The sequence below is a fragment of the Micromonospora sp. KLBMP9576 genome (assembly GCF_050941805.1).
Taxonomy (GTDB): domain Bacteria; phylum Actinomycetota; class Actinomycetes; order Mycobacteriales; family Micromonosporaceae; genus Micromonospora.
On record NZ_CP194567.1, the window covers coordinates 3,118,881 to 3,137,915 of the forward strand.

General features: G+C 73.1%; 17 protein-coding genes and 1 pseudogene. 9 read left to right on the top strand and 9 right to left on the bottom strand.

All coding sequences use genetic code 11. The features are described from left to right. Complete coding sequence (lanKC, locus tag ACQ452_RS13920) at positions 1–2,595, bottom strand: class III lanthionine synthetase LanKC (protein ID WP_433393780.1); 2,595 nt, start codon at positions 2,593–2,595, stop codon at positions 1–3. A 213-nt stretch (positions 2,596–2,808) separates the two neighbouring features. On the opposite strand from lanKC, the gene ACQ452_RS13925 reads away from it, so the two are divergent. After that, positions 2,809–3,744: a diacylglycerol kinase family protein gene (locus tag ACQ452_RS13925; protein WP_433394137.1), complete on the top strand. Its 936-nt coding sequence runs from the start codon at positions 2,809–2,811 to the stop codon at positions 3,742–3,744. Between the two features lie 90 nt (positions 3,745–3,834). On the opposite strand, the gene ACQ452_RS13930 is transcribed toward ACQ452_RS13925, so the two are convergent. Both ACQ452_RS13930 and ACQ452_RS13935 read right to left on the bottom strand, forming a co-directional pair. Next, complete coding sequence (locus ACQ452_RS13930; protein WP_433393782.1) at positions 3,835–4,545, bottom strand: TetR/AcrR family transcriptional regulator; 711 nt, start codon at positions 4,543–4,545, stop codon at positions 3,835–3,837. 60 nt (positions 4,546–4,605) lie between these two features. Continuing rightward, positions 4,606–5,379: an HAD family hydrolase gene (locus tag ACQ452_RS13935; protein ID WP_433393784.1), complete on the bottom strand. Its 774-nt coding sequence runs from the start codon at positions 5,377–5,379 to the stop codon at positions 4,606–4,608. An 86-nt stretch (positions 5,380–5,465) separates the two neighbouring features. On the opposite strand from ACQ452_RS13935, the gene ACQ452_RS13940 reads away from it, so the two are divergent. The 4 genes from ACQ452_RS13940 to ACQ452_RS13955 all read left to right on the top strand — a co-directional run bounded on the left by ACQ452_RS13940 (position 5,466) and on the right by ACQ452_RS13955 (position 10,295). Further along, entirely contained in the window at positions 5,466–8,270 is a 2,805-nt protein-coding gene (locus ACQ452_RS13940; protein WP_433393787.1) for a DEAD/DEAH box helicase, read from the top strand. A 145-nt stretch (positions 8,271–8,415) separates the two neighbouring features. Continuing rightward, entirely contained in the window at positions 8,416–9,300 is an 885-nt protein-coding gene (locus ACQ452_RS13945) for an MHYT domain-containing protein (RefSeq protein WP_433393789.1), read from the top strand. Positions 9,301–9,460: 160 nt separating this feature from the next. Further along, positions 9,461–10,015, top strand: coding sequence for a 2'-5' RNA ligase family protein (locus ACQ452_RS13950; RefSeq protein ID WP_433393791.1), 555 nt, complete (start codon positions 9,461–9,463; stop codon positions 10,013–10,015). Between the two features lie 94 nt (positions 10,016–10,109). Beyond that, positions 10,110–10,295 carry a hypothetical protein gene (locus ACQ452_RS13955; RefSeq protein ID WP_433393793.1) on the top strand — a complete coding sequence of 62 codons (186 nt, stop codon included), beginning with the start codon at positions 10,110–10,112 and terminating at the stop codon, positions 10,293–10,295. 291 nt (positions 10,296–10,586) lie between these two features. Here ACQ452_RS13955 and ACQ452_RS13960 read toward each other — a convergent pair whose 3' ends face one another. Next, a complete protein-coding gene (locus tag ACQ452_RS13960) occupies positions 10,587–11,462 on the bottom strand; it encodes a lysostaphin resistance A-like protein (protein ID WP_433393795.1) in 876 nt (291 codons plus the stop codon). Positions 11,463–11,508: 46 nt separating this feature from the next. On the opposite strand from ACQ452_RS13960, the gene ACQ452_RS13965 reads away from it, so the two are divergent. After that, positions 11,509–12,123, top strand: a complete 615-nt coding sequence (locus tag ACQ452_RS13965; RefSeq protein ID WP_433393797.1) for a TetR/AcrR family transcriptional regulator — start codon at positions 11,509–11,511, stop codon at positions 12,121–12,123. A gap of 184 nt (positions 12,124–12,307) precedes the next feature. On the opposite strand, the gene ACQ452_RS13970 is transcribed toward ACQ452_RS13965, so the two are convergent. The 4 genes and pseudogenes from ACQ452_RS13970 to ACQ452_RS13985 form a co-directional block, all read right to left on the bottom strand. Beyond that, the gene (locus ACQ452_RS13970; protein WP_433393799.1) at positions 12,308–12,553 is read right to left on the bottom strand and encodes a hypothetical protein; all 246 of its coding nucleotides are present in this window, start codon (positions 12,551–12,553) and stop codon (positions 12,308–12,310) included. An 11-nt stretch (positions 12,554–12,564) separates the two neighbouring features. Beyond that, positions 12,565–13,112 (bottom strand): annotated as a pseudogene (locus tag ACQ452_RS13975) (DUF4158 domain-containing protein). Positions 13,113–13,213: 101 nt separating this feature from the next. Continuing rightward, positions 13,214–14,113: a 5'-3' exonuclease gene (locus ACQ452_RS13980; protein WP_433394139.1), complete on the bottom strand. Its 900-nt coding sequence runs from the start codon at positions 14,111–14,113 to the stop codon at positions 13,214–13,216. Between the two features lie 159 nt (positions 14,114–14,272). Then, the gene (locus ACQ452_RS13985) at positions 14,273–15,004 is read right to left on the bottom strand and encodes a dienelactone hydrolase family protein (RefSeq protein ID WP_433393801.1); all 732 of its coding nucleotides are present in this window, start codon (positions 15,002–15,004) and stop codon (positions 14,273–14,275) included. 195 nt (positions 15,005–15,199) lie between these two features. Here ACQ452_RS13985 and ACQ452_RS13990 point away from each other — a divergent pair, with 195 nt between their 5' ends. The 3 genes from ACQ452_RS13990 (at position 15,200) to ACQ452_RS14000 (ending at position 18,468) form a co-directional block, all read left to right on the top strand. Then, a complete protein-coding gene (locus ACQ452_RS13990; RefSeq protein WP_433393803.1) occupies positions 15,200–16,315 on the top strand; it encodes a M24 family metallopeptidase in 1,116 nt (371 codons plus the stop codon). Beyond that, on the top strand, positions 16,312–17,454 hold the full coding sequence (locus tag ACQ452_RS13995; protein ID WP_433393805.1) for an acyl-CoA dehydrogenase family protein: 1,143 nt from the start codon (positions 16,312–16,314) through the stop codon (positions 17,452–17,454). The genes ACQ452_RS13990 and ACQ452_RS13995 overlap by 4 nt, the downstream gene beginning before the upstream one ends. A gap of 507 nt (positions 17,455–17,961) precedes the next feature. Continuing rightward, entirely contained in the window at positions 17,962–18,468 is a 507-nt protein-coding gene (locus tag ACQ452_RS14000) for an Lrp/AsnC family transcriptional regulator (RefSeq protein WP_433393807.1), read from the top strand. On the opposite strand, the gene ACQ452_RS14005 is transcribed toward ACQ452_RS14000, so the two are convergent. Continuing rightward, positions 18,398–19,009, bottom strand: coding sequence for a histidine phosphatase family protein (locus ACQ452_RS14005; RefSeq protein ID WP_433393808.1), 612 nt, complete (start codon positions 19,007–19,009; stop codon positions 18,398–18,400). The two genes, ACQ452_RS14000 and ACQ452_RS14005, sit on opposite strands and share 71 nt — an antisense overlap. Between the last annotated feature and the right edge of the window lie 26 nt (positions 19,010–19,035).

The following is a 19,035-nucleotide window of genomic DNA, read 5'->3' on the forward strand; positions in this document are numbered from 1 at the left end:
TCACCTCCTTCCGTGCTGGTCGGTCGGATCGGTGGCCCTCGCCGGGGCGAGGGGGTCGGGGGCGCCCGTCAGGGGCGCGAGGAACGGCAGGCTCACCGGGGCGTCGGGCCGCGCGGCGGCCAGCGCCAGCAGCACGCCGGCGGTGCCGGTGCCGAGGTCCATGGACAGCCGCAGCAGCTGCTCGCCCGGGAAGGCGGTGCCGTCGCGGTAGGGCAGGGCGTGCCAGGCCAGCCGGGCCACCTGGGCGTCGCGTTCGCGGCACCGTCGCGGGTCGTCGGGGTACGCCGCCAGGTAGGCCAGGATCCCGGCCCGCCCGGCGAAGAGGCCCGACTGCGCGTAGAACGGGGACCGGGCGGCGCGGCCCACCCCGGCGCTGGCCTCGGCGAAATCCTCGTCGGCGCGGTGGCGCAGGTACTGGTCGAGCACCAGCCCGATCCCGACGCTGCCCTGCCCGAGGTAGGGCATGGTGCGCCAGCCCTCGTTGACCTCCAGCGCGCCGTCGGGGCGGACCACGCAGCGGCGCAGGTCCTGCCGGAGGGCGGTGGCGGCGTGCTCCAGCAGGGCGGGGTCGCCGGTCAGCTCGTGCAGCCGCACCAGCAGCAGTGCCGGCCCGGTCCGGCCGCGCAGGAGCCCGGCGTACGGGTTGCGCCCGCCGCTGACGTCCGGCCCCGGGTCGTCGCCGAGCTGGTCGACGACCCGCTCGGCGATCCGCCAGGCGGCGTCGCGCAGGGTCGTCTCGCCCGTGCGCCCGGCCAGCTCGGCAAGGTTGAGCGCGATGCCGGACAGGCCGCCGGAGAGGCTGTGGTCCAGGCCGTCCAGCGGTTGGCGCAGGCAGATGTCGAGCACGTCGAGGGCGTCCTGCCGGTGGCCGAGCGCGTCCAGGGCGTACGCGACGCCGTGCAGGCCGTCGTAGAAGCCGCACCGGGTGCCGGAGGCGGGCGAGGTGGCGTGGCGGACCAGCCACCGTTCGTGTTCCGGCCAGCGCCCGGCGCCGCTGACGTGCAGGGCGTAGAGGACGCCGGCGGCGCCGTGGGCGAGGTTGAGCCCGCCGCTGCGGAACTGCTCGATGTCGCCGGGGAAGAGCCGGTCGTCGCGTTCGGGTGTCGCGCTGGCGAGGATCGCCCGGGCGAGCCGGTCCCGGTGGGCCGGACCGACGTCGACGGTGAGGTCGGGTGCCGGTTCGGCGTCCGTCGCGCCGGTGATCTCCCGTACGGCGGCGTCGAGGAGGTTCCTCGGCACCGGGAAGTGGCTGGCGATCACGTCGGCGAGGTGCGCGGCCTTGGCGGGGCCCAGGCGGACGAGCTGGGTGAGCGGCAGGAACAGGGCCAGCCGCAGGCAGGCCAGGGCGTACGTGTCGACGGCGGGGCCGGTGCGGTCCCGGGGGGCGGCGAAGCCCTGGTTGCGCAGACCGGGGCGGCGGTGCCCGTCGATCGGCGCGGCGACCTCGAAGTCGACGAGCGCGATCCGGTCGTCGGGCCGGACCATGACGTTGAACAGGTGCAGGTCGCCGTAGACCAGCCCGCGCTCGTGGATCGCCGTGACGACCTGTTCGACCTGCCGGTGCACGTCCAGCGCCCATCGGGTGTATTCGGCGCGGTCGGCGTCCGTGGCGTCGGCGTCGATCAGCGGGTACCGCTCGACGAGCACCTTGTTGAGCGAGCGGCCCTCGATGAACTCCAGCGCGAGGAACCGGTGCTCGCCGAGGGCGAACTCGTCGTGCACCCGGGGCACCTGCGGCAGGTCGGCGAGCCGGCGCAGCGCGTCGGCCTCCCGGCGCAGCCGGGTGACCGCGTCGGTGCCGTCGGCGTCGAGGCCGGCGTGCGGCCGGGCCTCCTTCAGCACGACCCGGGTGTCGGTGCGTACGTCCCGGCCGACGTAGAGGCCGCCGCCGTTGGAGAAGTGGATGACCTTCTCGATGCGGTAGGGCACCTCGTCGGTGCTGTTGGCGTTGCGGGCGGCCAGGTGCGGGCCGAGGAAGTCGGGCAACTCCACCCAGGACGGCAGGTGGAACACGGGGTCACGGCGGTCGGGCACCAGCGTGCCGGTGTCGTCCTCGATCGCGGGGACCACCTGGCCGTCGGGGGAGTGGCAGTAGCGCGCGGCGAAGCCCCCGTAGCGCACGTGCACCGGGCCGGCGCCGTGGCGCAGGTCGCTGAGGATGTACGGGCCGGGTTCGCCGGCGAGCAGCTCGTCGAGCTCCTTGCAGACCAGTTCGAGTTCCGCGTCGTCGCGGGGGTAGACGGTGACGAACTTGCCGCTTGCCGCCCGGGAGGCGTACTTGGAGTTGCGCAGCAGCAGGGTGCGCGGGCCGCGCAGGAACTTGAAGGACAGCCCGCGCGGGACGCAGTAGTCCCAGACGGCGTCGAGCACCCGCTCGGCGTTGTCCAGCGTCGCCGACACGTGGATCTTCCAGCCCTGCTGGGGCAACGTGCCGCCCTCCGGGGCGTAGATGAGCCAGTCGTCGAGCGGCTCGGAGCGCCAGCCGTCGGGCACGGGCCGCCGTGCCGCCGCGAAGGTGGGCTGCTCGACCGCGCTGCCGAGCGAGTCGTAGAACAACCGGTCGGCGGCGCAGTAGCTGTCGTAGCGTTCGTCCACCGTGACCACCCCCTCCGCTGTTCGGTCGATGCCGTCGTCCTGCTGATGGATTCGAGTCTGTCCGTTCGGGCCATGGCGCTTCCAGTGCGTTCAGTCATGAGGATGGATGCGAGCCGCACGGTCGGCCGTGACAAAAGTCAGTTGCGCGCGGCGGGCCGGACCGCAGTGGTCGGGGCGCGGGCCGGCGCGCCCGCCCGCCCCGCCGGCGGTACGGTGCTCGCCGTGAACGCAGCCGATCACCCCCACGTCGCCGCCGACGGGCCCGTCGCCGTGCTGGTCAACGCGGCGGCGGGGCGGGGACGGCAGCGGGGGCTGCTGCCGCGGCTCCTGCACCGGCTCGCGGCCACCGGCCGGCCCGTACGCGTGCTGCCTGCGCGCACCGCCGACGAGGCCGAGGCGGCCTGCCGCGCGGCGGTGCACGACGGCGCGTCGGCGTTGGTCGCCCTCGGCGGCGACGGGACAGTGCACCGTGCGGTGCAGGCGATCGCCGGGACGGCGCTGCCGTTCGGTCCCGTGCCCCTGGGTACGGGCAACGACTTCGCCGCCGACGTCGGCCTGCCGGCCGATCCGTTGGCCGCCGTCGACGTCATCGCGGCGGCGCTGCGCGCCGGCCGTACCCGCCCGGTGGACCTGGCGCTGATGACCGCGGCCGACGGCACCCGCCGCTGGTACGCGTCGGTGCTCGCGGCCGGCTTCGACGCGATCGTCAACGAGCGCGCCAACCGGATGCGCTGGCCGCGTGGTCCGCGCCGCTACGACCTGGCGATCCTGGTGGAGCTGGCCCGGCTGCGTCCGCGCCGCTACACGCTGCGGCTCGACGGGGTGGCGCACGAGGTGGACGCCGTGCTGGTGGCGGTGGGCAACTGCGCCAGCTACGGCGGCGGCATGCGGATCTGCCCGGACGCGGACCCGACCGACGGCCTGCTCGACGTCGTGGTGGGCGGCCGGTTCGACCGGCGCACCCTGGTCCGGGTGAAGCCGCGCATCTACCGGGGCACCCACGTGGCCCACCCGCTGGTGCGCGGCTATCGTGCCCGCACGGTCGAGCTGGCCGCCGAGGGCATCACCACCTACGCCGACGGCGAGCGCGCCCTGGATCTCCCGCTGACGGTCACCGCGGCCCCGGCCGCCCTGCGCCTGCTGCGTTGAGTCGGCCCCCGCCGGTCGTCGGCGGCGTTCGGCGCGGTGCGGGGGCCGGCCGGCCTCGTCGGGAGGTGCCGCGCGCCGGCGTGCCGCGGCTCAGGAGGCCGTGCGGGCGAGGCGGTCGAGCCACTCGGCGAGCAGGGCGCGTTCGGCGGCCGTGAGGTCGGTGCGCAGGGTGTCGAGGGCGGCGCGCAGGGCCACCGCGTGCCGCACGGGGCGGTCGGCGCGGGAGGTCGCCCGGGCGGCGGGGGAGTCGGTGACCAGGGCCGCGAGCACCGCCTCGCGGGTCCGGGTCGACAGCGCCGGGTCGCGCCGCGGCGGTGGGGTGCGGATCAGGGTGAGGGTGACCCCGCAGCCGGTGGCGTGCAGCATCTCGGTGGCCTCGTCGACGCCGGTGCGCAGCCGGCCCGCCTCGGCCACCCGGTGCACGAGCTGGCGCAGGATGTCGGCCGCGACCCGGGCCGCGGTCGGCGTCACCCCGGGGCGCGGGTCGCCGTACACGAGGGCGTGCAACGCGGGGTTGTCCACGCCGAAGCCGACGTGCAGGTCCCAGCCCCGGCGCAGGTCGTCGACCGGGTCACCGGCGAGTTCACCGGCGGCCTGACCGTGCAGGTACGCGGCGAACCCGTAGCTGGCCGCCGCGTCGAGCAGGCCACGCATGTCGCCGAACTGGCGGTAGATCGTCGGCGCCTGCACCCCCGCCGCCCGGCTGACGGCGCGGGTGGAGACCGCCTCCCGGCCGCCCTCGGCGAGCAGGGCGGCGGCGGCCCGGACGATCCGGTCCCGGGGCGACGTCTCAGTGATCATGAGAGCGACGATAACGTCCTCGCGTTAGCGGCGTGCGTTAACGGCGCTGTCGCCGTGGCGTTAGCGCTGGTGCGCGACCCCGGCCAGGTCCAGGACGGCGCCCAGGCCGTTGGCCCGCCCCGCCTCCGCGGCCGGCAGCACCAGCGCCGCGCACCCGGCCGCGACGGCCCCCGCGTCGGCCGGGGTGTCGCCCACCATCAGCGCCCGCTCCGGATCCACGCCGAGCATCCCGCAGGCGCGCAGGAAGATCGCCGGGTCCGGCTTGCAGCGCCCCACCTCGTACGACAGAACGAACGTGTCGACCAGGCCGGCCAGCCCCCACGCCTCGAAGTGCGGCCGGATGTCGAAGCCGATGTTGCTGACCACGGCCACCCGGACGCCACCGTCGCGCAGCGCGGCCAGGGTCGCCGCGGTGTCCGGGTATGGCACCCACCCCTCGGGCACCAGCAGCCGCTCGTAGAGCGCCTCGGCGAAGCCCTCGATGCCCGCGTCCACGGTCTCGGCGAGCCCCGTGTAGGCGCCCCGGTGGGCGTGCGGGTAGAGATCCCGGTCGGCGTACAGCTCGCTGAGCCGGGGCGGCACCCGGGCCGGTGGCGGCCCGCCCGCCCGGCCGGCGGTCAGCAGCCGGTCGGCCAGCGAGGTGGCCCGCATCCGCTCCAGGCTCACCCCGCAGGCGGCCGCGGCGGCGAGCACCCATTCCCGGGGCTCCTCCACCTGGGCCAGGGTGCCGTGGAAGTCGAGCAGGACCGCCTCCACCGGCCGGCGGGACGGACCCGGGCCAGCGGCGTCGTCGGCACCGTGCGAAACGGGGGGAGGTTCGGCATGCTCCGGCACGTCGTGCACCCTACCGACCACGTCCGACCGCGCCGCCGGTCGGCCTTGCCCGGTGGCTGTCGGCGGTACGCATTAATCTTGGAGGCATGTCGAGTCCCGCCGAGCGGTACGCCGCGGCCCGCCGCCGGGCCGCGCAGGCCTCCCAGTTTCCGGCGCTGGACGAGTTCGCCCTCGATCTGGGGTTCGAGCTCGACGACTTCCAGCGAGAGGCGTGCCAGTCGCTGGAACGCGGCAGCGGCGTGCTGGTCTGCGCCCCGACCGGCGCCGGCAAGACGGTGGTCGGCGAGTTCGCCGTGCACCTGGCACTGCGCGGCACGCCGACGGCCGCCGCCGCGCCGGCCCCGGCCGACGGGCCGCCGCCCCCACGGCGCAAGTGCTTCTACACCACCCCGATCAAGGCCCTGTCGAACCAGAAATACCACGATCTCGCCGAGCGTTACGGCGCCGAGCAGGTCGGGCTGCTCACCGGCGACAACGCCATCAACGGCGACGCCCCGGTGGTGGTGATGACCACCGAGGTGCTGCGCAACATGCTCTACGCCGGCTCGAGCACGCTCGAGGGCCTGGCGTACGTGGTGATGGACGAGGTGCACTACCTCGCCGACCGGTTCCGTGGCGGCGTGTGGGAAGAGGTGATCATCCACCTGCCGGCCTCGGTCACCCTGGTCTCCCTGTCGGCCACCGTGTCCAACGCCGAGGAGTTCGCCGACTGGCTGGTCACGGTGCGCGGTGAGACGGCCGTGGTGGTCAGCGAGCACCGGCCGGTGCCGCTGTGGCAGCACATGCTGGTCGGCAAGCGGATGTTCGACCTGTTCCACGACGCCGACGCCGCCCGCAAACACGACGTGCACCCCGAGTTGCTGCGCTACACCCGCGACACCGTACGCCGGCTGGAACTCGGCGAGGGGCGCAGCGCCGGCCCCGGCAGCGGCCGGCGCGGGCCGCGCTGGCGGGGCCCGATGCGCCCCGACATCGTCGACCGGCTCGACCGCGAGGGGCTGCTGCCGGCGATCCTGTTCATCTTCAGCCGCGCCGGCTGCGCCGCCGCCGTGCAGCAGTGCCTCGCCGCCGGCCTGCGGCTCACCTCCGCCGAGGAGCGGGCGGAGATCCGGCACATCGTCGAGTCGCGCGTCACCGCCATCCCCGGCGAGGACCTGACCGTCCTCGGCTACTGGGAGTGGCTCGACGGCCTCGAGCGGGGTCTGGCCGCCCACCACGCCGGCATGCTGCCGGTGTTCAAGGAGGTCGTCGAGGAACTCTTCCTGCGGGGCCTGGTCAAGGCGGTCTTCGCCACGGAGACCCTCGCCCTGGGCATCAACATGCCGGCGCGCTGCGTGGTGCTGGAGCGCCTGGTCAAATACAACGGCGAGGCGCACGTCGACCTGACGCCGGGGGAATACACGCAGCTCACCGGCCGCGCCGGCCGCCGCGGCATCGACGTCGAGGGGCACGCCGTCGTCGTCTGGTCCCCGGAGACCCATCCCCGGCACGTGGCGGGTCTCGCCTCCACCCGCACCTACCCGCTGCGGTCCAGCTTCCGGCCCTCGTACAACATGGCGGTCAACCTGGTCGGCACGGTCGGCGTCGAGCCGGCCCGGGAGCTGCTGGAGTCCTCGTTCGCCCAGTTCCAGGCGGACCGGTCCGTCGTCGGCCTGGCCCGCCAGGTGCAGCGCAACACCGAGACCGTCGAGGCGTACGGCGCGGAGGCGGCCTGCCACCACGGCGACTTCGACGAGTACTTCGCGCTGCGGGTGGCGATCGCCGACCGGGAGCGGGCCATCGCCCGACAGGGGCAGAGCCAGCGCAAGGCCGCCGCGGTGACCTCGCTGGAGCGGCTGCGGGTCGGCGACGTGATCCGGGTGCCGGCGGGCCGGCGGGCCGGCCTGGCCGTCGTGCTCGACCCGGCGACGGGCGGCTTCGGCGAGCCCCGGCCGCTGGTGCTCACCCAGGACCGCTGGGCGGGCCGGGTCGGCCCCGGTGACTTCACCACCCCCGCCGAGGTCCTGGCGCGGCTGCGAGTGCCCAAGCACTTCAACCACCGCTCGCCGGGCGCGCGGCGTGACCTGGCCGCCGAGATCAGCGGCACCGGGCTGGACCGGCACGCCGGTCGCCGGGGTGGCCGGTCCCGGCCGGCGGCCGGCGAGGACCTTCAGCTCAGCCAGCTCCGCACCGAGCTGCGCCGGCACCCCTGCCACGCCTGCGCGGACCGGGAGGAGCACGCCCGCTGGGCGGAGCGCCGCCGCCGCCTGGAGAAGGACACCGAGGAGCTGCGGCAGCGGGTGTCCGGCCGCACGGGTTCGTTGGCCCGCACGTTCGACCTGATCGTCGCGCTACTCACCGCCCGGGGTTACCTCACGCCGGACGGCTCGGTGACCGACGCCGGCCGGATGCTGGGCCGGATCTGGACCGAGGCGGACCTGCTGGTCGCCGAGTGCCTGCGGCGCGGCGTCTGGGACGGGCTCTCCCCGGCCGAGTTGGCGGCGGCGGTCTCCGTCGTGGTCTTCGAGGCCCGCCGCGACGTCGACGAGCGGGCGTCGCTGCCGCGCGGCCCCGTGGCCGACGCCGTCGACGACACGCTCAAGCTGTGGAGCGAGATCGAGGCCGACGAGGCGGCCCGTGGTCTCGCGGTGACCCGGGAGCCCGACCTGGGCTTCGCCTGGCCGGTCTACCGGTGGGCGCGGGGCGAGACGCTGGCGAAGGTGCTCGGCAGCGGCCACGAGATCGACGGCGAGATGCCGGCGGGCGACTTCGTCCGGTGGGCGCGGCAGGTCGTCGACCTGCTCGGTCAGCTCGCCGACTCCGGCGGCGCCTCGGCGGAGCTCCGGTCCACCGCCCGCCAGGCGATCGCCGCGGTGAACCGCGGCGTGCTGGCCTACCACAGCCCGGCCTGATCGCCGCGTCGGTCACCGCCGGCGAGATCGATCGACACACCGCCCCGGCGCCCCGAATTTTCCCGTGCTGTTGTGTCTGCGCGAGGCATCCCCGATCATTGCTGCGACACGTTACGCGCCGGTAGTCGACCTGGGAGAAGCCGTCGTGGCGGAGATCGATCACTTCGAGTACGGGTGGATCACCCCCGCGCTCAGCTATGCGCTGTCGGTGCTGGGTTCGGCCCTGGGCCTGATCAGCGCGGGACGGATCCGCACCGCCACCAGCCCCGGCCAGCGCGCCTGGTGGGGGATTCTGGCGGCCTGGGCCATCGGCGGCACCGCCATCTGGACCATGCACTTCATGGCGATGCTCGGCTTCGCCGTCGAGGGCACCCGCATCCGGTACGACGTACCGCTCACCGTCGGCAGCGCGCTGATCGCGGTGATCACGGTCGGCATCGGCCTGGCCGTGGTCGGCACCGGGCGATTCTCGGCGGCGCGGCTGCTCGCCGGGGGCCTGTTCACCGGGGCGGGGGTCGCCGCGATGCACTACACCGGGATGGCGGCGATGCGGCTCAACGGCCGGATCGACTACGACACCACGCGGGTCGTGCTGTCGATCGTGATCGCCGTGGTCGCGGCCACGGTGGCGCTCTGGCTCGCGGTGACCGTCCGCCGCGGGCTGGCGATCGTCGGTGCGGCGCTGCTGATGGCCGTCGCGGTCAACGGCATGCACTACACCGGCATGAGCGCCATGTCGGTGCATTCGCACGCCGGGCAGGGCGACATGTCCGGGGCCGGCGTGAGCACCCTGCTCGTGCCGATCGTCCTCGCGGTGGTGTTCGGCGTCGTCGGGCTGGTCTACGCGCTGCTCGCCGCCCCCACCGACGATGACCGGGCGGCCGCGGCGTACCTCGGCACGCTGCGGGAACCGAGGCCGTCCCAGGCGCCACCGGTGCCGGCCGCGGACCCGGTGGGGCTGCGGGCCCGATCCACGCTCGGCCGGCCGGGCACCCCGTTCCCGTCCCGCCGGGACCACCCGCCACGCTGAACGTCGCCCCGAGCGGCCTCGGCCTGTTCCGGTCCGAGGGCGTAGGCGCGGCAGCGCTCGCCGCGCGAGGCGGGGCACGGGTGGGTGCGACGGGTGGATCCGTGCCCGCCCGGCCGGGCGGCTCCCGCGGCGTCAACAGCCGACCGATACCAAGTGGACCGTGACCGGGTCGAAGTCGGAAACTTCAACGATGCCACCCACGCAGACAGCGCTGATCGTGCCCATACCGCAGGCGGAGCAGGCCGTAGGCCGATGGCGGACGGTGCTCGACAGAGCCGCGAGCTGGGGCGTGCCGGCACACGTCACTGTTCTGTATCCGTTCCTGGCCCCAGAGGAGCTCGATGACGGGGCGCAGTGCACCATCGGCGATGTCGTCGCATCCATCCCCCCGTTCACGGCCGACTTCACGAGCGTGCGGTGGTTCGGCGACACCGTGGTCTGGCTGGCTCCCACTCCTGACGATCCGTTTCGTGCGCTGACCACCGCGGTATGGCGGCGCTTTCCTCAGGCGCCGCCGTACGAAGGGGTGCACACCGACGTCGTGCCGCACTTGACCATTGGCCATGACGCACCGAAACAGGCCTTGATCGAAGCAGCCGATGCGGTCGCCGGGTTCCTGCCGATCCGCGCAACCGTCGACACGGTCCGGCTCATCGCCGGGACGCCGAAACCCAACGGCTGGCACACCATCCGCGACTTCCCCATCGGCGGGTAGCCGCAGCAACCCGGACCTGGCCATAGGAGCATCGCCAAGAACTGAGGGCAAAGCGCCGCCCGGGACCAGGCAAGGTCGTCAGCGCACGCGTCGTGTGCCCGCACACGGGCTGGGCCGCCTCTCGGACGGGCAGGCCCGCGCGCTGCTCGACGAGCACACCGCCCTGCGCGGACCGGGCACGGGCTGGGACCTACACGAGTACCGGCACTCCGCCCTGACCCACCTCGGTGAACAGGGTGCGTCGTTGCTGATGCTCATGGCCAAGTCGGGGTGTTGGTAAGAACCGCGACACCAGGGGCCAAATATTTGATCTTCACGGGCCGGCCCGGGTGGGAAGCGCACCTCGTAGCCCTGCACAAAGCCGGCGAGCACACCAGTGCCGAGCTGGCCGAGTTGTTCGTGTGGCCCGCTCGACGGTCCACCGAGCGATTGAGCGTGCCACGGCCTCGTTGGCGGGACCAGCGGTAGGGCGATAGGCGTCGGTGTTGAGAGCCAGAGCCTCGCGCAGCCAGCCCAGTTCGTCGGGGTAAAGCGCCACGGTGGTCCATCGGCGGGTGACGGCCGTCTGCCGCTACAGCAGAGCGATCACTATTGTCGCCGCGTTGATTGCTCCGTGGACGGTCAGGATGGGCCACATCATGCGGTATCGGCTCCACAGGTAGCCGAGAAATAGGCCTTGAACGCCCTGGCCGACCACGACCGATGCGAGGTCGGCGGCCAGGAAACCGGTGCCCTGGATACCCACGTGCCAGACCGCCCACAGCAGGGACGCGAGGACGATACCCGGCCATGCTCCGAGCAGCGCCTCCCAGCGGGTCTGCAGCCAGCGACGATAGAAGACCTCCTCCAGCAAGCTGTTGACAGCGAAACCAACCACGATGATCGCGATCAGCGACACGGCATCGTCGTCGGGAAGATCGCCGGCAGGGACCGCGAGCGGGCTCGCGTACGCCAGGACGAGCCACGCCGCCACGGGGACGACCGGTCCCCAGCAGCGCCATCGTCCAGTGAGACCGCCGCGATCACCGTTGACTGGCACATCGTTGAGGCGCCGCACGACCCAGAAAAGCACCGCTGGTACGCCGAGAAGCAACGGCAGCTTCAGCAGCGTGTGGGCCGGTTCACCGCCACCGGCAAATCGCAGGCCCACGGCGAACAGCACAGCCGCTGCCAGCAGGACCAACGCTTCGATTCGCCGGGTTTTGGTCGGGCGGACCAACGGTTCAGGCGCGGCGAGCAGGCTGGCGCCCACGGGCATGAGCCGGATGAGCCCGATGCCCACCAGGGCTGGCACCCAACGGTGCCAGAAGGGAACGGTGTCACTGTGGTCGGCCGAGTACCGCACCTCTCCATTGCTGGTGAGCAGCAGCGCCACCGCGGAGATGGCAATCGCCGCCAGGCCAGCGATGAGAACGACGGAGCCGAGATACCCACGCTTATTCCGCACAGCTGTACGGTAATAGGGCGGCACAAGTGTGCGCTATAACGGTGGAGTGCCCAAGGTGGTCGACCATGACAAGCGCCGCGCCGAAATCGCCCGCGCGGTATGGGTCGTCATCGGTCGCGACGGGATCGAGGCCGCGACGGTGCGGCGGGTCGCGGAGCAGGCCGGCCTATCCATGGGCGGGCTTCGGCATTACTTCGACAACCAGCAAGGACTTTTGCGCTTCGCGGCCCTCGCCATCGGCAGTAACATCAGTGCCCGCGTCACCGCGCTCCTACAGTCCGACGACGACCCTGCGGACCGCGCCCAGCTGATGATCGAGGCTCTGCTGCCATTGGATGAGCAACGCCGGGTCGAGGCGGATGTGTGGCTGGCCTGTCTCGTGCGGTCTCGCCTCGACGACACTCTGGAGGAGCTACGGATCAAGGGGTGGGCCGGCACACGACACATCTGCCGCCTCGCGGTCGCGTTGTGTCGCGGTGCCGCCGTGCCGAAGCCAACTGGTGACGAACTCTCCGACGCCGACCTCGAGCAGTGCGCCCAGCACTTGCACGCGTTCGTTGACGGACTGACACTTCAGGCGGTCACCTACCCAGACCGGATGTCGGCCGATGACCTGCGCGCAGCGGTGCATCGGCACTTGGCCCTCGTCGCGGGACGGTAGGCGCCCGAGCCGCGACACCAGTGGTCAGACAACTGCGGATGAGGCCATCAGCAGCGAGTTTGCTCCGCGACGTCGTCGACCACTGGACGACGACACCGCCTGATCGACGGCCGCCGGTTCGATCCTGACCGCGCTCAACCTGCTCATAGCAGCGGTTCCAGGTCTTCGTCCGGTTCTCCGGCGTTCAACGCCAGGGCCCGCGCAGCCAGCCCAGTTCGTCGGGGTAGAGCGCCACGGTGGTCCATCGGCGGATGGCCGCGTCGTCGTCGAGGTCGTCGTCGCCGTCGTACTCGCCGGGTAGTTTGACGGCGATCCAGACGTCGTCGCCGAGCAGCTGCGCGGCCGCGCGCAGCCGCATCACGGTGGGGTCGGTGACCAGACTGTGCTGTGGATCGAGGTCGTCGAGATCGACGCCATGTTCGGTGTCCATGTCGTGTTCGGCTACCAGGCCGGCGGTGCAGACCACGGCCAGATGCGGGCGTTGCCGGGCCGGGGTGTGGGTGTTATCGGCCCGGCGAGGATCTTCTCCGCCTGATGCGGACCCGACCGCACGATCTTGTCCACCCGGTCCGGCGTCGGGGGCTCGATCGACGGCGCTCGCAGCTCGGCCAGCACCGCATCCTTGGCCAGCTCGAACCGGCGTTCCTTCTGCGCGTAGTCCCCGGCCAGCCAATCCGTCAGCTTCTCCGCGTCGACGGCCGTGCACTCCCGGAACCCCAGATGAGCGCGGATCTCAGCTCGATGCCGCTTGATCGTGCGCCCGGCCCACTCGTAGAAGCCCAGCGATCCAGGCTCCACGCCAGCTGCCGCGCGACGAACTCCACCACGTCCTCATGCAGCTCCGCCCGGCCGCGCGGGAACCGGCCGAACCGGCCGTAGAACTTCAGCAACAGCGCAAACCCGAGCTGCGTATCGCGGTGCTTCGCCGCGACCAGGTCCTGCTCAGCACCGACCAACGTCCAGTGCTCAACCAGATCCCCAAGACTCATCAAAGGATGTTTCACAGCCGGAGATCATTTGATTACACGATCCTGCAAGTCGGACGGGCTCGACGTGGCAGCGATGGCCCGGCCACCAGCCCGCTCGAGGGCTAGGCGCGCCCGGCGAGGGCGTCGACCAGCCGGCGGGTGGACCCGGCCAGGTTCCACTCGGCAGCCAGCTCCAGCAGGCGCTCCGGGTCGGCGGGAGCGACCGGCAGCGCGGTGTCCAGCTCGGGCAGCGGCACGTCGAGGGCGACGCGGACCACCTTCGGCGCGACGGCCAGGTAGTCGCGTGCGGCGGCGAGCTTGGTGCGCAGCCCCGGGGCGAAGCCGGCGTCCGGCTCGTCCAGGGCGGCGAGGATGCCCGCGACGTCGCCGTAGCGCTCGATCAGCCGCGCGGCCGTCTTCTCGCCGACGCCCGCCACCCCCGGCAGCCCGTCGCTGGGATCGCCCCGCAGGGCGGCGAAGTCCGCGTACCGGCCCGCCGGCACCCCGTAGCGGGTACGCACCGCGGCGTCGTCGCAGTCGTCCAGCTTGGCCACGCCCCGCCCGACGTAGAGCAGCCGGACCGGGCGGGCGTCGTCGACGAGCTGGAACAGGTCCCGATCGCCGGAGACCACCTCGACCGGCGCCGGTTGGGTCACCGAGAGGGTGCCGAGCACGTCGTCGGCCTCATAGCCGGCAGCGCCGACGTGGGCGATGCCGATGGCGTCGAGCACCTCCAGGATCAGCGGGACCTGCGGGCTCAGCGTGTCGGGCACCACCTCGCCGCCCTCGGGGGCCACCCGGTGCGCCTTGTAGGACGGCAGCAGCGCCACCCGCCACTCGGGCCGCCAGTCGTGGTCCATGGCGCAGACCATCCGGTCGGGCCGGCGGGTGCGGACCAGGCTGGCCAGCATGTCGAGGAAGCCGCGTACCGCGTTGACGGGGCTGCCGTCGGCGGCCCGCGCCGCTGACTCGGGAATGCCGAAGTAGGCCCGGAAGTAGAGGCTGGGCGCGTCGATGAGCATGATCGGGGGTCGCTGTGCCACGCCCGACAGCCTGGCACACCCCACCGACGTTCCGGGTACGGCGCGACCGGGCGCTGCGCCGAGACCGGCGACGACCTCGGCCGTCGAGTCGCCGGCGCGCTGCCCGGTGCGGGCTGACCGCGCGCCGCCGTGGCGGGCTCAACCCAGGTGCCGCACGTAGAACCGCAGGTGCTCGTCCAACTCGAAGGCCGGGATCTCGCCATGCTTGCCGGGGTTGGCGTGCAGCGTCTTCTCCGTGGCGGCGATGGCGTCGAACAGCGCGAGGCTCTCGGCCCGTGGCACGCGCTCGTCGTGCCACTGCACGAGGAACTGCACCGGGACGGTGATCCGTGCGGCGGCCTCGGTCGACGCCGACGCGCCGCCCAGGCCGAGCACCGCCGCGCGGACCCGGGGTTCGGCGGCGACGAACGGGACGCCGAGTCCGCAGCCCAGCGACACTCCCCAGTAGCCCACCGGGCCAGCACCCACGTGTGCCAGCTCCTGGAGCGCGTCCAGGACCGCCCGCCATTCCGGGACGGTCTGGCGAGCCACCAGCGCCTGGAAGGCGGCGATCAGCGGTGCCATCTCCTCGCCGGCAGCGACCCGGGCCTGGTTGTCGCTGGCGATCCGGTCGTACCGCTCATCGGTCGGTCGGTCGCCGTGGCCGGGCACGTCGACGGCCGCCACGGCGAACCCGCACTCGCCCACGAGGCGGCGGGCACGAAACACCATGCCGGGGGCCTGTTTGTGCTGGCCACCGCCGTGTCCCAGCAGGATCAGGGGACGGGTGCCGGTGGCACCCTCCGGCGTCCACAGCACGCCGGGGACGGCATCGACGGTGAAGAGCTGCTCTCGGACGCCCTCGGACGAGGTCTCGGAGGTGAAGCGCATGCGTTCATGCCTTTCGGGATGCCTGCTGCGGGCACTCCCTAGACCATGCGGGGGAGGGAGCCCCGATCTGTCACAGCGTCGATGGGTCTCACCTCCTCGGTCAGCAGCGGCGCACGGCGACGCCGACGGTACCACCGAAGGTCCTCCCGTCCCGGGTGACTGGGTCGACGCCCGAACGGCCGTTAAGCTCAGCGCGTGGCCTCTGACGAGCTGTACCCGCCCCGCCGGCTGACCGACGCCCAGCGCGCCACCGCCGCGGCGGGCCTGGACGCGCTGCTACTCACCCCGGGTTCCGACCTGCGCTACCTGACCGGCTACGACGCGCACGAGGGCGAGCGGCTGACCTGCCTGGTACTGCCCGCGCACGGCGAGCCGACGCTGATCGTGCCCACCCTGGAACGCCCGGCGGCCGAGGCGTCCCCGGCACCGGCCACCGGCGTACGCATCGTCGACCACGCCGACGGCACCGACCCGTACCCGCTGCTCGTCGCCGCGCTCGGCGGGCCGGTGGCGACGGTCGGGCTGGCCGAGCGGATGTGGGCCGAGCAGGTGCTCGCCCTGCGCGCGGCGCTTCCCGGCGCCACCCAGCGGCTGGCCGGCGAGGTGCTGCGCGAGATGCGCGTCCACAAGTCCCCGGCCGAGGTCGCGGCGCTGGCCGAGGCGGGCGCGGCCATCGACGCGGTGCACGAGCGGATGGGGCAGTGGCTGCGCCCGGGACGCACCGAGGCCGAGGTGGGTGCCGACATCGCCGCCGCGATCCGCGCCGCCGGCCACGTCACCGTCGACTTCGTGATCGTCGCCGCCGGTCCGAACGGCGCCAGCCCGCACCACGGCACCTCCGACCGCCCCATCGGTGCCGGTGAGCCGGTCGTCGTGGACATCGGCGGCACCATGCCCTCGGGCTACCGCTCCGACTGCACCCGCACCTACGTCGCCGGCGCCCCGGCGCCGGCCGAGTTCGTCGACTACTACGCGGTGCTGCACGCCGCCCAGCGGGCCGCGGTGGCGGCGGTGCGCCCCGGGGTTACCGCCGAGGACGTCGACGCGGCGGCCCGGGAACCGATCGCCGCCGCCGGCTACGGCGCGGAGTTCCTGCACCGCACCGGCCACGGCATCGGGCTGGACGGCCACGAGGAGCCGTACGTGGTGGCCGGTAACGGCCGTGTGCTGGCCGCGGGAATGGCGTTCTCCGTCGAGCCGGGCATCTACCTGGCGGGCCGGCACGGCGCCCGCATCGAGGACATCGTCGTCTGCACCCCGGACGGCGTGCAGCGTCTCAACACCACCCCCACGGAGCTCATAGCGCTATGACTGTCGACCGGATCCTCCCCACCGACGAGGCCCACGACCTGCTCGACCTCGCCACCGAACTCGCCGACCGGGAGCTCGCGCCGCGGGCCGCCGGGTTCGAGGAGCGTGCGGAGTTCCCCCGCGAGGTGCTGCGTACCGTCGGGCGGGCCGGCCTGCTGGGGCTGCCCTACGCCGAGGAGCACGGCGGCGCCGCCCAGCCGTACGAGGTCTACCTGCAGGTCCTGGAGATCCTGGCCAGCCGTTGGCTCGCGGTCGCCGAGGCCGTCAGCGTGCACACCCTGTCCTGCTACCCCGTCGCCCAGTTCGGCACGGACAAGCAGCGCACCCTGCTGCCCGACATGATCGGCGGGGAGCTGCTCGGGGCGTACTGCCTCTCGGAGCCGCAGGGCGGGTCGGACGCCGCCGCACTGACCACCAGGGCGGTGCGCGACGGCGACGCCTACCTGGTCGACGGCACCAAGGCATGGATCACGCACGCACAGGTGGCGGACTTCTACAACATCTTCTGTCGCACTGGTGGTCCGGGCCCGAAGGGCATCTCCTGCCTGCTGGCCGACCGCGACACGCCGGGCATCGGGCCGCAGGCCGCGGAGCGGACGATGGGGCTACGCGCCTCCCCGGTGGCGCAGGTCGCCTTCGACTCGGCGCGGGTCCCGGCCGAGCGACTGATCGGCGGGGAGGGGGCGGGCTTCACCATCGCGATGTCCGCCCTCGACTCCGGCCGCCTCGGCATCGCGGCCTGCGCGGTCGGGCTGGCCCAGGCGGCGTTGGACTACGCGGTCGGCTACGCCCGGGAACGGCGGCAGTTCGGCCACGCGATCGTCGACTTCCAGGGGCTGGGCTTCATGCTCGCCGACGCGGCGACCCAGATCTCCGCGGCGCGGGCGCTGATGCTGGCCGCGGCCCGGTTGCGCGACGCCGGCCGGCCTTACTCCATCGAGGCGGCGAAGGCGAAGCTCTTCGCCACCGACGTGGCGATGCGGGTGACCACCGACGCGGTGCAGGTCCTCGGCGGCGCCGGCTACGTCGCCGACCATCCGGTGGAGCGCTACATGCGTGAGGCCAAGGTCCTGCAGATCGTCGAGGGCACCAACCAGATCCAGCGGCTGGTCATCTCCCGCTCGCTGGCGAAGGCCTGACGGCCCGTCCCGCTGCGGGGGACGGGGCGGGCGCTCCTGGTCACGGAAGGTAACAGGTGTTGGGTCTCCGCCCTCCTCCCCGCGCCCCCTTTGCTCTGCATCCATCACCGCACCGGGCACCCTGAGTGATCGGTGCGGATATGGCAGCAGAGCAAAGGGGGCGCGGGGGGTGCCGGGCTGGTAGCGAGGCATTTGATGAAACCGCAGGTCAGTAGCGTCCGGTGAACCAGTCCGAGATCGACCGACCTGCTGCGGGGAAAGTATCCGTTACACGTAGTCAGGACGCCAGCGGCGGTGCCCGATCCTTACGGATCGTTACCGGCGCGAATCGGCGCGCCGAACGCACGGCCGCCTCCGTCGACGACCACCCGCACCGCGCAGCGACCGTGGCGACCACCGCGCGACCGCGCCACCGCCCCCCGTCGCGGCGCGTGTCCGGCGTCGCGTCGGGGGGCCAGCGGGGCCGCGTCGTCGCCGGAAAGCGGTTTTCCCGGTAGGTTGCACGCCGTGGAGGACATCGACCGCGCCATCGTCGCCGCGCTGACCGCTGACGGCCGGCTGTCGTACACGGATCTCGCGGAGCGGGTGGGCCTGTCGGTTTCCGCCGTGCACCAGCGGGTTCGTCGCCTGGAGCAGCGCGGCGTCATCAAGGGGTACGCCGCGCGGGTCTCCTTCGAGGCGCTCGATCTGCCGTTGACCGCGTTCGTGGCGATCCGGCCGTTCGACCCGTCGCAGCCCGACGACGCGCCGGAGCGGCTGGCCCATCTGCCCGAGATCGACTCGTGCTACTCGGTGGCGGGGGAGGACTTCTATCTGCTGCTGGTGCGGGTGGCCAGCTCCGCCGACCTGGAGCGGGTGCTCCAGGAGATCCGGATGGCGGCGAACGTGACCACCCGCACGACGGTGGTGCTGTCGACGCCGTACGAGAACCGGCCGCCGAAGATCAGTGGCGAGCCCCAGACTCGGGCGCGTTCGCGGGCGCCGGGGGAACCGGCTGGTTCCACCGCAGGATGACCCGGCGGCCGTGCTCGTGGCCGAGGACGCTGACCGTCGCGGTGTCCAGTCGCAGCAGCCCGCCGGCCGAGGGCGGTAGGCCGACCCAGCGGGCGCCGAGCACGCGCAGGCTGTGGGCGTGCCCGACGAGGGCGACGCTGCCCCGGTCGAGCAGCGGATGGACACGGGCGAGCACCCGGTCGAGGCGTTCGCCGACCTCGTTGGGGGACTCCCCGCCGGGGCAGCCGTCGGTCCAGATGGACCAGTTGGGTGCCTCTTCGCGGATGTCCGCGGTGGTGCGCCCCTCGTACGTGCCGTAGTTCCACTCGGCCAGGTCGTCGAGCGTGGCGGTGGCCGTGAGCCCGGCGAGCCGGGCGGTGTGCCGGGCCCGGGCGCGGGGGCTGGTCAGTATGGCGGCGAAGCGGCGGCCGGCGAGTATCCGGCCGAGGGCCCGGGCCTGTCGCTCGCCGTCGGGGGTGAGCTGGAGGTCGGTGTACGACGTGTGCCGGCGGCTGGCGCTCCAGGTCGTCTCGCCGTGCCGGATCAGCAGGATCTCTCCCATCCGCCCAGTCAACCAGAGGTGACCCC